General features: G+C 65.0%; 10 protein-coding genes and 1 tRNA gene. 4 read left to right on the plus strand and 7 right to left on the minus strand.

All coding sequences use genetic code 11. The annotated features are described in order from the left end of the window. Window positions 1–78: 78 nt before the first annotated feature. On the minus strand, window positions 79–1251 hold the full coding sequence (locus tag VNK82_09815; GenBank protein HXE91246.1) for a glycosyltransferase: 1173 nt from the start codon (window positions 1249–1251) through the stop codon (window positions 79–81). A 167-nt stretch (window positions 1252–1418) separates the two neighbouring features. Between VNK82_09815 and VNK82_09820 the strand changes: the two genes are divergently transcribed. Then, window positions 1419–1877, plus strand: coding sequence for a hemerythrin domain-containing protein (locus VNK82_09820; protein HXE91247.1), 459 nt, complete (start codon window positions 1419–1421; stop codon window positions 1875–1877). 239 nt (window positions 1878–2116) lie between these two features. Here the strand turns inward: VNK82_09820 and VNK82_09825 are convergent. The 4 genes from VNK82_09825 to VNK82_09840 all read right to left on the minus strand — a co-directional run bounded on the left by VNK82_09825 (window position 2117) and on the right by VNK82_09840 (window position 6230). Beyond that, window positions 2117–2192, minus strand: a tRNA-Lys gene (locus VNK82_09825). Window positions 2193–2288: 96 nt separating this feature from the next. Further along, complete coding sequence (locus VNK82_09830; GenBank protein ID HXE91248.1) at window positions 2289–2672, minus strand: nuclear transport factor 2 family protein; 384 nt, start codon at window positions 2670–2672, stop codon at window positions 2289–2291. 102 nt (window positions 2673–2774) lie between these two features. Then, complete coding sequence (locus tag VNK82_09835) at window positions 2775–4466, minus strand: carboxypeptidase-like regulatory domain-containing protein (protein HXE91249.1); 1692 nt, start codon at window positions 4464–4466, stop codon at window positions 2775–2777. 21 nt (window positions 4467–4487) lie between these two features. After that, window positions 4488–6230, minus strand: a complete 1743-nt coding sequence (locus VNK82_09840) for a GWxTD domain-containing protein (protein ID HXE91250.1) — start codon at window positions 6228–6230, stop codon at window positions 4488–4490. 358 nt (window positions 6231–6588) lie between these two features. Here VNK82_09840 and VNK82_09845 point away from each other — a divergent pair, with 358 nt between their 5' ends. After that, complete coding sequence (locus VNK82_09845; protein HXE91251.1) at window positions 6589–7971, plus strand: efflux RND transporter periplasmic adaptor subunit; 1383 nt, start codon at window positions 6589–6591, stop codon at window positions 7969–7971. Window positions 7972–8048: 77 nt separating this feature from the next. Continuing rightward, window positions 8049–8804 carry an ABC transporter ATP-binding protein gene (locus VNK82_09850; GenBank protein HXE91252.1) on the plus strand — a complete coding sequence of 252 codons (756 nt, stop codon included), beginning with the start codon at window positions 8049–8051 and terminating at the stop codon, window positions 8802–8804. A 31-nt stretch (window positions 8805–8835) separates the two neighbouring features. Here the strand turns inward: VNK82_09850 and VNK82_09855 are convergent, their stop codons facing one another. Continuing rightward, window positions 8836–9546: a PEGA domain-containing protein gene (locus VNK82_09855; GenBank protein ID HXE91253.1), complete on the minus strand. Its 711-nt coding sequence runs from the start codon at window positions 9544–9546 to the stop codon at window positions 8836–8838. Between the two features lie 120 nt (window positions 9547–9666). Then, window positions 9667–10869, minus strand: coding sequence for a penicillin-binding transpeptidase domain-containing protein (locus VNK82_09860; GenBank protein ID HXE91254.1), 1203 nt, complete (start codon window positions 10867–10869; stop codon window positions 9667–9669). 381 nt (window positions 10870–11250) lie between these two features. On the opposite strand from VNK82_09860, the gene VNK82_09865 reads away from it, so the two are divergent. Beyond that, window positions 11251–12951: a protein kinase gene (locus VNK82_09865; GenBank protein HXE91255.1), complete on the plus strand. Its 1701-nt coding sequence runs from the start codon at window positions 11251–11253 to the stop codon at window positions 12949–12951. The last annotated feature ends 12 nt before the right edge of the window (window positions 12952–12963 follow it).

The raw sequence follows: 12963 nt of genomic DNA on the forward strand, positions 1-12963 counted from the left end.
GCCTGGCGGGCGAAGTCGAGGGGCAATGCATTTGCTTCTTAATATCCCCTGCGGCAGTTCGCTCCAGGCGCCGCTCTTCTAGTCAGTCGCGCCCTGCCGCATGTCCTGCACCCTGCCCTTCCATTCCCCTCCCCGTCCTGCCCAGTATCGCAGCGCTGAATAAACTGTGGCCCCCATATAGAACAGCGCAACCAGCGGGAGCGCCACCGCCCACCACCAGCCCAGGCCGTAGAAACGAGCCATGGGCAGGTACGCCGTTGTCATCATCGCCCAGGCCAGAATCCCGAGCGCGGCAGGAAGGGGCCGTCCACTCACGACCAAAGCGGGCGGAAGCAAATAGGCCACCACCATTCCTGCCAGCGCTCCCACTAACAGGAGCGTCGAGTGACGCAACTGGTTGAACGCCGTGCGTGAGATCATCCGTCCGATAGACGCCGCTGACCCATACTCCCGTATGCTGAGCGTTCGCGCCGCGAGTCCCAGCCAGACCCTGCCGCCGGTCTTCTTCACCACGCGCGCCAGCGCACAATCGTCGATGATCTCCCCGCGTACAGCCGCGAGGCCTCCGGCGCGCTGCAGCGCTTCAGGGCGGATCAGAAGGCACCCGCCTGCCGCGCCCGCGGTGTCGCGCCGCGGGTCCGCAATCCACGCCGGCGGATAAAGCTTGAAAAAGAAAAACACGAAGGCCGGGATCAGCAGCTTCTCCGCCGGTGTTTCGCAACGCAGCCTGACCATCACCGACGCCAGGTCGTAAGCCTCGCGTTCCGCCTTCCCCACCAGCGTCGCCACGCTGTCCGGCGCGTGCACCACATCCGCGTCCGTGAACAGCAAATATTGCGGGCGGAGTTCGCGCGCCCGCTGCACTCCCTGCTCCAGCGCCCACACCTTGCCGGACCATCCCGGCGGCAGCGGCCGTCCTTCGAGCAGGGTCAGCGCCTCGGCTTTGCCGGTCCGGCCGGCCGCCTGGCGCGCCACGCGGGCCGTGTCGTCGCTGCTGCCGTCATCCACCACGAAGATGTGAAGCGGTCCGCCATATGCCTGCTGCAGCAGCGACTCGACGCTTCGCACGATGACCGCCGCCTCGTCTCTCGCCGGAACCACCACGGCCACGCCAGCCTGGCTGCCGCCTGCCTCTCCACCCGGCGCGAAGAGCGTTCGCACTTGCCAGAACCCGCCGCGCCCCAGCAGTACGTACGTCCAACTGAGGACCGAAAGAGCTCCGCCTACTGCAGCCAGGTCGCGGATTTCCACGGGGCTCAGTCTACGACGATTCTCTCCGGCTCCGGCAACCCGCGCCCTCGGGACGGCAACTAAGAGTGCATAATCAGGAAAGACCGGCAGTATTCATAGGAACGACATTTTCATACCGTCCTCGCTGGTAAGGAGGACACAACTGATCTCGAAGATCAGGAGGCCTTATGGAAAGGCAGGATGAGCGTTGGAACATCCTTATGGAACACAACCGGCTTTTGGACACTCGCTTGCTGGTGTGGGAGATGCTGATCTGCCAACTTGCCCATCGTGATCAGGTCCTGGACGAACGATACGCCAGGATCATGCAATTCGTCCGCGAGGTCCTGGAGCAAGACCTCATCCGTCGTTCCGCCATCAAGGAAGTGCAACTGTATGCGCAGTTGGAGCGCGAGGCGCCGCAACTCCGCCGCCTGCTGGGCGAGCTTTACAAGGAGCACGAGGCCCTGTTCGGCAAGCTGGAGGCCATCCACCGCGAGCTGAGCCATGCCACTCCGGAAAGCGCCGGCGTGATTCGCGAGCTTGGCCTCGGCTTCACCCAGGCCCTGCGCGCCCACATGCGCCGCGAGGAGCAGGAATTGATCCCTGCGGCCGCCGAAACCCTGGAGTACCGGGCCGCAAGCTGACCTACGCTGGAGCACCGCCCTCTGCTTTAACGTGATGGAGTGAGTTTGCGAGTCGGCTTGTCTTTGCCAGCATCGGGCCGGTGGCCACGCTGGACGCCGTTTTGCAGGTCGCACGGCGCACCGAAGCCCTGCAGTGCCCGGCCTGTGGACTATCGAGCGGACTAACCACCACGGTCGCTAAAGACTGTCCACGCCCGCCGCATCCGACGGCACGCCTTCGAACACGGGCCTGGGCAGGCTGGTGAGCGCGGGAGGAATCGAACCTCCAACCTACTGATTAAGAGTCAGTTGCTCTGCCAGTTGAGCTACGCGCCCACGGTGGGAAAGAAGCAGCAGAAGGCAGGACTGGATTATAGCATCCGTCTCGCACGAGGCCGCTTCTTTGCTTGCTCTGCCCGCCGCGCGTCAGCCTCAGTGGGCGCGCGAGAAATGCTCGTGCACTACGCGCCAGTTCTTCCCTTGGCGCACGAACACATGGGTGCCGCGGCCGTGTATGACGTGGCCGCGCCCCAAGCCCACGCTCCAGTAAAAAGTCGCCACCGCCGTATCGCCCGTGACTTGCACGAGCGGCTGCTCGATGCGGTAGGTCATCTTAGGCGATTGCCTGAGGTAGAACTGGAAGGTCTTCCGTTGAGCACCCAGGCCGCGGATGCGGGCGTGCGTTGTGGAAGAGAACCCGACGAACCTGGGGCTGAAGACTCGCATGGCGCCGGAGACATCGCGCCGGTTGAACGCTCGAGCCTGCTCCCGCTCCAAGCGGAGAATCGCCCTCTGAATTGCCCTGGCGTCAGCCATGTCTCAACCTCCTGGCCACGCTCCAAGACATTATACGGCGGCGGATTCGTCCCCTTGATGGAACGCACGTCACGGCTCAGGAAGGAGGCTTGCAGAGGACAACTAGAAAGTGAAGGCGAGGCCGCCGCGCACGGAACGTGCCGCCTGCACCAGGTACAGCGTCTGGCCATCCGAGCCGACGACGGGCACATACCCCTGGGCCAGCAGGTTGCGGACGTCGACCAGCGCTTCGATCTGTCCCGGGCCCCGTACCGGAATGGGCTGGCGGATGAAAAGGCTGAGGTACGGATCCGTCTGTCCCGGCGAAGCGTCGAACATATCCACGGGCGTCAGGGCCCGCCCGCTGGTCCACTTGTAGGAAGCGATCCAGCGCGTCTTGGCGCCGGGCAGGCGTCCGGAGAGCTTGGCGCTGGCGGCGTGACGCCGAACAGTGCGCAGGGAGGCGCGTGCCTCATCCAGGGAGACGCCCGGCTCCAGAAGGTCCAGGACACCCCCGAAGGCATACCCGAACGTGGCCGTCACTTCCGGCATCACCTGGCGCTCAAAGACCACTCGCACGCCGTCGGCGGAGAGATTGCCGCCATTGTAGGCGAAGGTATTGGAGTAGACGTCGGTCAGCACATCGTCGCCGTCCACGTCCGCGTCGCCGACACCCAGAAGCGCCGTGTTCACCAGCCGGTCGGCGAAGGCGGCCACCTGCAGGTTGTTGCCGCCGATGCGCCGCGAAAGCGCGATCTCTTGATGCCGGGCCTGCTCCAGCAGGGGCGCGCCGCCGTGCAGCGTGAAGCGCGGGCCGGATTCGCTCAGGTCAGCCGGCGCGGTGTCAAATCCCTTGGCCATCCGCGTATTGGGCTGCGAAGTGGCGTAGCGGTAGGACAGCACGGTGTACGGCGTAAGATGGAGTTCGGCGCTGCCGAACGGCTTCACCGCGCTGACGCGGCTGCCGAACTGCACGCTCTGCAGTTCGCCGCCGGCATGGACCTGGAGGAAGCTGCCCACGGTGACGGTGTCGCTCAGCGAGAGGGCGAGGGCTTCCAGGGCCGCGCCGTGCTCGACGGTTTCCGCGGTGGCGAAACGTCGCATGGTCAACGCCACCTCGGGCCGCGAGCCGTCGGGCAACCGGTGGGAGTAGCTGGCGCGCAGGACGCCCGGCGTGCCCGGTCCCTGCCCCAGGTTCCCGCCCACAGAAAGCGTGCCGGCGGAGAACAGCGAGCGCTCCACCAGGAAGGACGCGTTCATGTCGCTCGAACCGGGGCCGGGATCGCCGCCGGCCACCAGCGCCAGCCGGGCCTTGAGCACGCGATCCTTCTCGTTCCCCGAACGGCTCACCACCATCAGCGATTCGCCCTCACTCAGCCGCAGCACGGGGCGGTTCACGGTCGAGCGCAAGGTCCACTTCCAGTCGTCCTCATCCTCGCGCGGCCGCGCCTCCGGACTCAGCAACAGGAGAGCCTCGAACAGCGTGTTCAGCGTGAGGTTGAGAATGGCGTGGGTGCCGGAGCGCAGCACCAGGTTCTCGCGCAACGTAGGCAGGAAGGATGGCGCGCTGACCTTGACGTAATAACGGCCCGGCGCCAAGCCGGAGGCGAGGAAGTGGCCGCGCTCATCGGTGAACACCTTGCGCGGCACCTCGGTGGCGGAAGCGAAGATCTCGACCACCGCGCCCATCTGCGGCACCCCGGCGGTGTTGGTGACCGAGCCGCTGACGGTGGCTGGCCGGGGCGCGCCGGCGGAAGCCGGCAGCGCGGCTGCCAGCATCACCAGCATCCAGCCCAGTCTGTGGTTCCTCGACATCCGTTCGCGAATCCTTCTCCGCTACTCGATCGCAAACTTCGCCGTGGGCGCGATCGTTTGCTTGGAAAGATTGTCGTTCACCTTGATGGTGAGCTGGTAGACGCCCGGGGGCAGGTTCTGAATCGGCAGGCTCTTTTCCAGCGTGACCTGCTCGCCGACGTTGCCCAGTTGATCGGTGCTCTCTACCTGCTTCATCAGCGACTGCTTGCTGGCCACGTTGACCAGATCGTACTCGATGGTGGCCGAAGGTTTCTGCGTCTTCTCATCGACCGAGAGGTTATAGACCTGCATCCAGAAGTTCACGCGGTCGTTGGCGCTGCGCTTAAAGGAAGCGGGCTTGCCGTCCGCCGGCTCCACGCGCGGCCGCACTTTGGTGGTGCCGATCACGAAGTTGCCGGAGCCGACCTGGCGCGTGGGCACTTTTTCCATCTGGTCGGCCACGATCAGCGTGGAAGCCGCCAGCTTGTCTTCATCGTAGGACGGTACCAGCAGGCCGCGGCTCCAGGTTCCTACCCGGTCGCCATTCACGTCCTTCACCACGATGTCGAGGCGATAGCGGCCCGGCCGCAGCGGCATCGCCTTCCAGTACACCGACGCGTTCTGAATGGTCTTGGAGAGCAGCGCCTCCGGCACGTCCACCTGCACCGTGTCCTCGAACGTCTGCGCGATGCGCCCGGTCAGCGTGGTCAGCCGCCCGAAGATGTTGGCGACGCCGCGCTGCACGCCTTCCTTGTTTACGAACGTCAGGTCGCGGTTCTTCAACTGGATGGTCACCGGCACCAGCACGGTGTCGGTGGTGACGCGCACAAAGTCCACGCGCACGTCGAACGGCATCAGGTTGTAGCGAACCTTGCTGGTGACGACCTCTTCCAGCTCCTTGAACTTGATCTGCGGAGGCTTCTGCAGCTTGCCGTACAGCTCCAGGCGGTCGAACTGGCTGGTGGGAAGGTTGCGGTTGAAGGGCCCCACGCCCAGCCTTTCCAGGCCGCCGCCGGTGAAGCGGTCGGCCTTGTTGGCCAGACCCATCTCCTCAAACCAGGTCGGGCCCGCGTTGGGCACATACAGGAGCGCGTCCTTTTCCGAGCGGTCGATGGTCATGTGGTAGTCGCCGCACATGCAGGTATCGACGAACTCGATCTCGACTTCCTGCTGCCCCGCGCCCGGCAGGTCCAGATAGCGGTAGCGCCAGACTTCGAACGGGAAGGTCGAAGTCGACCCGCCTCCTTCCTCCATCGGCCGCTGATACATTCCGCCGCTGGGGTGCGCATCGATCTGGTCGGGCGGTCCGAAAATGATGTAGATGCGACCGCGGTCTGTCTTCCACCCCGGCTTGCCGGCCGCGAAGCGTTCATTGGCGTAGGCCATGCGCCGGTAATGCTCTTCCTTGTATTCGTTCTCGACCGTGTCCGGGGTGGGATCGCGGCGCAGCCAGAACTGCTCGATGAACTGGTCGCGTTCCTCATCGTTGGAGAACTGCTTGAAGGCTTGCAGCTCTTCGTCCATGATGATCCAGCGCACGTCTTCGTCGAGCCAGCGCTTGTAGGTCTTGCCCAGCTCCCGCTTCAGGCTCTTTTCCTGCTCTTTGCGCTGTTTTTCGGTGAGAGGACGCTTCAGCGGGTCGGCCTCTTCCCGGGCCGCATCCTGGCCGGAAGTGCTTGGCCCCGCGGGCTTGGCGTCATTCTGCCCCCACACGGGCGCTCCGGCAAAACTCCACAGGGTCAATAGAAGAACAACGAAGAAGGTCCTAAATCGGTCCACAGCCATGCGAGAGACGACTCCTCTAGGCTCCTAGGATTCTAGGTGCATCGGGGGCCAAAATCAAGACTTACCATCCCCTCGGCCCGCCCGCCTAACTGCACCAAAACCAGTGATTTGGATGCCTTCCGGCTGAGAAGCGTCTCGCCGTCGCGAAGTTGCCTGGGACCGTCCGTCCCAGGTGCGCCCGAAGCCCCTTGGCCGTTATAATTCCGGAGAGCCCTGAGGGAGCATTGGCCGCCGCCGGTCCTGCCCTGGAGCGGGAGGAAACTTTTGCGGCGGCCTTCTCGTAACTGTATCCAGGCGGGTTCCCGCTTTGTCGGGAAGTCTTGCAGTCCGGGCCTCCGCAATTATTGAGAAATCCTGAATGAGCCGAAGAAAGAAAATCGCGATCATTGCGGGCGCCGCAGTGGCGGTGCTGGCCATCGTCGGCTTCACGGTCCGCCAGAGCCGCAGGAACGTGGTGGAAGTGCAGGCCGGCAAGGTGGAACGCCGCGACCTGGCTTCGGTGGTCACCGCCTCGGGCGAGATCAAGCCGCAGCGCTACGTCAACATCAGCGCCAACGCATTCGGCAAGATTGTGAAGCTGTACGTGCGCGAAGGCGACCGCGTGCGGCAGGGGCAGCTCCTGGCGCAGCTGGAGAACGTGCAGTCCTCGGCCGATGTGGCCGCCATGCGCTCGTCGCTGGAGGCCGCGCGCACCGATGAAGTCGCCGCCGAAGCCGCCCTGCGCACCGCGCAGGCCGATCTCAGTCGCGCCAGGGCGGAACTGGAGCGCACCAAGCTGGACTACGAGCGCGCCCAGGGCCTGTACCAGGCGGCTCTCATCTCCAAGGCCGAATACGACAGCCGCAAAGCGGCCTATGAGGCCGCCGATGCCGGCCTGGCTCAGGCCCAGGCCCGGGTGGCGCAGGCGCGCGCCCAGCGCGAGTCCGCCAGAGGCCGCGTCGGCCAGGCGGCAGCCACGCTCACCCGCGCCTCGGACGTCCTCAGCAAGACCATCTACACCGCGCCCTTCGACGGCGTGGTCACCAACTTGCCCGTGCGCGAAGGCGAAACCGTCGTGGTCGGCATCCAGAACTCCCCCGGAAGCACGCTCATGACGATCTCGGATCTCTCAGTCATTACGGCTGAGGTCAAAGTGGATGAAACCGACATCGTGAACGTGAAGCTGGGCCAGCCGGCCGACGTCACCATCGACGCCATTCCCGGAAAGACCTTCAAGGGCAAGGTGACGGAGATCGGCAACATCGCGGTCGTGCGCTCCACCGGCCTCGCGACCTCGCAGACCACCACCAGCAGCCAGGAGGCCAAGGACTTCAAGGTCGTGGTCACGCTCGACGATCCGCCCGCGAACTTGCGGCCGGGCTTGTCGTCCACCGCCAAGATTACGACGGCCACTCGCCAGGGCGTTCTGACCATTCCGATCCAGGCCCTCACTATCCGCCAGAAGTCGGATCTGGAGGAGAAGAAGGGCGAGAAGGGCGCCGCCCAGGCGGCCGCCCCGGTTCCGGCGGACAAGAAGAAGGAAGAGCTGCAAGGCGTCTTCGTCATCCGCGACCGCAAAGCCGTATTTGTGCCGGTAGAAACCGGCATCACGGGCGTGACCGAGATCGAAGTCACCAGCGGTCTGCAGGAGGGCGACGAGATCGTGACCGGCAGCTACCGGGTGCTGCGCTCGCTGCGCAACGGCGCCGGCGTCAAGGTGGAAAAGCCCTCGGAGCGCAAGAAAGAGGAAGAAGAATCGTGAGACAAAGCCGCGCTTCCGCCGTCTAACCCGGAGAGCGAGGTCGAGGGTCCGACGGCCGCCCGGCTGCGGAAAGCGTCATGAGCGAGGAGAAGCAGATGGCAACGCAGGTCGAGAGCGTAGTCGAAGCCGGGGTCACGGCGCCGCCGTCCAACTGCATCATCTACACCCACGGTCTGTGGAAGACCTACGACATGGGCGCCGAGGAAGTGCACGCCCTGCGCGGCGTCGATATGCGCATCGACCGCGGCGAGTACGTGGCCATCATGGGACCTTCGGGCTCGGGCAAGTCCACGCTCATGAACCTGATCGGCTGCCTGGATACGCCTACCCGGGGCCAGTACTGGCTCAACGGACAACTGGTCAGCGAGCTGGATGATGACGAGCTGGCCCGCATCCGCAACAAGGAGATCGGCTTCGTCTTCCAGACCTTCAACCTGCTGGCCCGCGCCACCGCGCTGCACAACGTCGAGCTGCCGCTCATCTACAACGGCACGCCGGCTGCCGAGCGCATCCAGAAAGCCAAAGCCGCGCTGGCGGCGGTGGACCTGGCCGACCGCATGCACCACAAGCCCAACGAGCTCTCCGGCGGACAGCGCCAGCGCGTCGCCATCGCCCGCGCCCTGGTGAACAATCCCTCCATCATTCTGGCCGACGAGCCCACCGGCAACCTGGACTCGCAGACCGGCGCCGAGATCATGGCCCTGTTCGACCGCCTGCACCAGCAGGGCAACACCATCATCCTGGTCACCCACGAGCACGATATCGCCGAGCACGCCCATCGCGTCATCCACATCCGCGACGGCAAGGTCGAGCTCGACGAGCGCAAGGCGTAGCAACGTAAGCCGACCGACTCGTGAGTAGGCGTTATTGGTTCTTTTCCAGTTCCGCGTGCAGCCGAATGCTTCCACCGGTGATCTTGAGCTTACGCTCCCAGGCCTTGTATCCGGATTTCTTGACCGAAATCACGTGCTCACCGGGTGCAAGTTCCAAAGTAGACGGTGTGCTTCCGACGAAGGCACCGTCCACCTCGATGTCGGCTCCACTTGGCTCTGAGGACACGTCCACCTTGGCGATCGAGGCGGCCGGAGCGGCGGGTGTCGGTGCTGGAGCAGAGGCTGTGGCGGCGGGCTGCTTTTGCGCGGTGGCGGCGCGTTCAGCGCCGCCGCCAGCCCAGTCCTTCAGGATCGCCCCGCACGCGGTTTCAACCGAACCGCCAAGTGAACGCGTGGACTTGCTGACGATCGAATCCCCTTCGCGGTTGAATACCGCGACCTTGTTGTCCTTGCGGATCCAGCCCTTGCCCCCTTCGTGGTCCAGCAGGACCACATAGTCGGCGCGCTCGGCACGATTGTTGATGGTGACGCCGGAGCACTTCTCCCCGAAGGTCTTGATGATTTCGGCAGTCTGTGGGCGGGCGCCGCCGCTCGTACCGCCGGCGAAGCCTTCGCTGGTGCCGGCAAACCCGCCGGAAATTTCCCAGCTCTTGCTGTCGGTGACGAAGACGCGTGGGTTTTCGCCCAGGCTGACAGTTGGACTAACCAAGAGCAGGCAAAACAGAATCCGTGGAAGATGCATCGCGGGAGTCCTCGGTGGCGGATTGGGGCCGACAGACGGCCGCATTATAGCCGGACCGGCCGGTCAATGAGAGAAAACCCCGTTCATGGTTCTGGGTGACAAGCGTAGCGTGAAAGGGAGCTAGTGCGACGTGCCGCTGCCGCCGGGCTGCTGCTGCTCGGAGGCGGTCTGCGACTGCGCGGTAGCGCGGGCGGCGAAATAATTGCGGTCGTACAGGTTGCGATAGAAGCGACCGGTGATCTCCGCGGCGCGCGGACCGAACGTCGGCCGCCCGCCCTGCAGGAACACCACCGTCACCAGGGGACCGCGCTCGGTCGGCGTCCACGACGCGAACCAGCCGAAGCGCGTGCCGTTGTGCGAGCAGGTGCCCGTTTTGCCCGCGACGGTCTCTTCCCAGAAGCTGTAGCGCAGGCTGCGCGCGCTGCCGTACTCCACCGCGCCCACCATGCCCTCGGAAACCTCCGGGATCAGCGACCCGATGTTCAGCTCGCGCTTGATGCGCGGCTGGAACGACGCCAGCTCCTGCGCCGTCGACGGGTGCTGCAGGTAGTAGAGCGTGCCGCCGTTGGCGACGGCCGCCATGAACGCACCCAGTTGCAGCGGCGTCATCTGGATGCCTTCGCCGTGCGAGCACATCAGCCCCACGCCAGCTTTCGGCTCGGTCTCGGGGAAGACGCCGGGATGCTCGCCTTCAATCCCCCATCCCGCCAGTTCGCCCAGGCCGAACTCGTGCGCGTAGCGGCTCACGCGTTCGAACCCCAGCCTGCGGCCCAGCACCTGGAAGTAGGGATTGTTGGATTCCGCGGTGGCCTTGGTCAGGTTCATGGTGATGGGGCGGCGCGGGACGTAGCGGCGCCGCCGGGTGAATCCCAGCACGATTTCCTCGTCGCGCGTCACCACGCCGTCATTCAGCGCCGCCAGCGCCACCGCCACTTTGAACGTCGAGCACGGTTGCGCGCCCTGGGAGAGCGCCAGCTTCTGATTGACCATCGTCAGGATGCGGCCGGTGAACGAGTCGATCACCACCACCGTCCCGTTCATGCGGCCCAGGGCGTCCAGCGCCGCTTCGCGCACCACCGGGTCTTCCCCTTCGGTGACGTCGCCCGCGGTCACGTCGTCCGCGTAGGAGCTGGTGTAGAAGCGCTCGTAACGGCGATAGCGGCGCTTCTTCCTGGTCGCAGTCTTCCGGGTGGTGGCTTTCTTGGAGCCGCTCCTGGCTTGCGTGGAACCGGATTTTGTTTTGCCCGTTGCGTCGGCTGCCTGGCCGGTAGTAGCCGCTCCGGCAAGGTCGGAAAGCAGCCACAGCACCAACGCTATGGTCACGACGATGCTGCGAGGAGAGCGCGTTCTGATCACGTTCGTCCGGAGCCCGAAAAAATTGACCGCATGGCGCACGGCCCTTGCCGGCCCATACGGGAGAGCAATGCCGTGATGGTACGGGATTCGTGTTCCCGATTCAATACCCAAACGGTGGTGTACTTCCGCGCGGAAAGCCATCCAACCCTCGTGCAATCAACGAATTAGACTTGGCCGCTGCGCGCCTTGGGGTAACCAGAGTGATGACCTGTGCCTGGCACGCACGTGCCTGGGGCAAAATCTCGGCACCCGTGACTTTGGTGCAGGCTCGCGCCTTCACTCCTGACACCTGATGCCTGAACTTGTTTCGGGATACGCTCGCATCTGACCCTTACAGTGGCACCAGCCATGAAGTACTGCGATAGCTGCCGGACCACATATCCGACCGAGTTCACCATCTGTCCCAGGGACAGGAACGCCCTGCGGGATGCAGCCGAACTCGTTCCCGGCATGGTGCTGCGCGGCAAGTACGAAGTGCTGCAAAAGATCGGGGCCGGCGGCATGGCGACCGTCTACCGCGTGCGGCACGTGCACCTGCAGGAGGAAGTGGCGCTCAAAGTAGTGAGCAGCAGCCTGTTGGCGGAGCCGCAGTTCGTGGATCGCTTCCGCACCGAGGCGGTCATCACGCGCAAGCTGCGCCATCCCAACGCCGTCCGCCTGGATGATTTCGATACCACGGAAGACGGGCGTCCGTTCATCGTCATGGAGTTGGTCGAGGGACAGTCGCTGCGCCAGCTCCTGCAGCAGAAGGGATGGCTGGCGCCGGAGCGCGTTGCCGCCATCGCGCGCCAGGCCGCGCTGGCTCTGGACGCGGCCCATCGGCTGGGCATCATCCACCGGGACGTCAAGCCGGAAAACATTCTGCTCATCGCGCAGCCCGACGGCAGCGACCTGGTCAAGGTCCTCGACTTCGGCATCGCCAAGCTCAGCAACGGGTCTCGCCAGGATGCCACGCATACGCAGACCGGTATCATCCTCGGCACGCCGCAATACCTTTCGCCGGAGCAAGCCCGCGCCAGCCGCAGCATCCAGGTGGATGGGCGCGCCGACCTCTATGCGCTGGGCGTCGTGCTCTATGAAATGCTCACCGGCCGCGTGCCGTTTTCGGCCGAAAATCCGTTCGACCTGCTGCAACACCACATCCACACACAGCCCACGCCGCCGCATCAGGCCAGTCCCGGCTTGATCATTTCCGCCGCCATGTCGGAACTTGTGCTGAAGGCGCTGGAAAAGGACCCCGCGCGGCGCTTCCAGACCGGCGAGGAAATGGCGCAGGCGCTGGCGGATCCGGCCGTGCTGATCTCCGCCGAACCTTGCGCCCAGGTTTTCAGCACTGCGGCTCTGGCCGCGGCCGCCATGGCCGATGCTCCACCCGCGGAGCCGGCGCTCTCCGCGCCCACCGAGCGGGCAGTCGCTCCTGAGCTTGCGTTGCAGCAGGTGGAAGCTGTATTGCAGTCCGCGGGCACCAGGACCAAATCCTCGGCGCTCACCCGCACGCTGCTGATGGGCAGCGTCACGCGCACCGATACTCCCGCCGAGCCGGCAGCGCCCGCTTCCCTTCCGCAGCCCAGCCGTTTTGGATGGCGCTCGCGGATGGCCGTGGCGGCAGTGCTCGCGGCACTTCCCATTGCGGCGGGCATTGCTGTATTCGGTGGCGATGGTTCGACCGGCAGCGTCTACGCCGAGGCCACGGAGACGGCACCGGTGTCGAGCACAACCAGCAAGCCCGTTAGTGATCGTTCCATGGTTACGACGACGCGTCCCGCGAGTGAGCCCACTGCGTGGCCGAACTCTCGTTCGGCAGCGGCGCGCGGTAAGGGCAAGGGCAGAGGCCCCAAGTGGAAGAACAGCGGGCAGCGGACGGTCAGTTCCCAGGAATTGACCAACGAAGGTTACCTGCGTATGCAGCGTGGCGACTACGCCGGCGCCGAGGCCGCCTTCTCGGAAGCCCTGGAGATCGATCCTGCGAACGACTCCGCCCGCAAGGGCCTGCAGGCCGCCCGCACCGCTCAGACGGTCCAGGGCGTGGCGCGAGTGCTGGGCCGCTAACCGTAGCTTTCG

This window comes from Terriglobales bacterium, assembly GCA_035573675.1.
Lineage (GTDB): Bacteria > Acidobacteriota > Terriglobia > Terriglobales > Acidobacteriaceae > DATMAB01.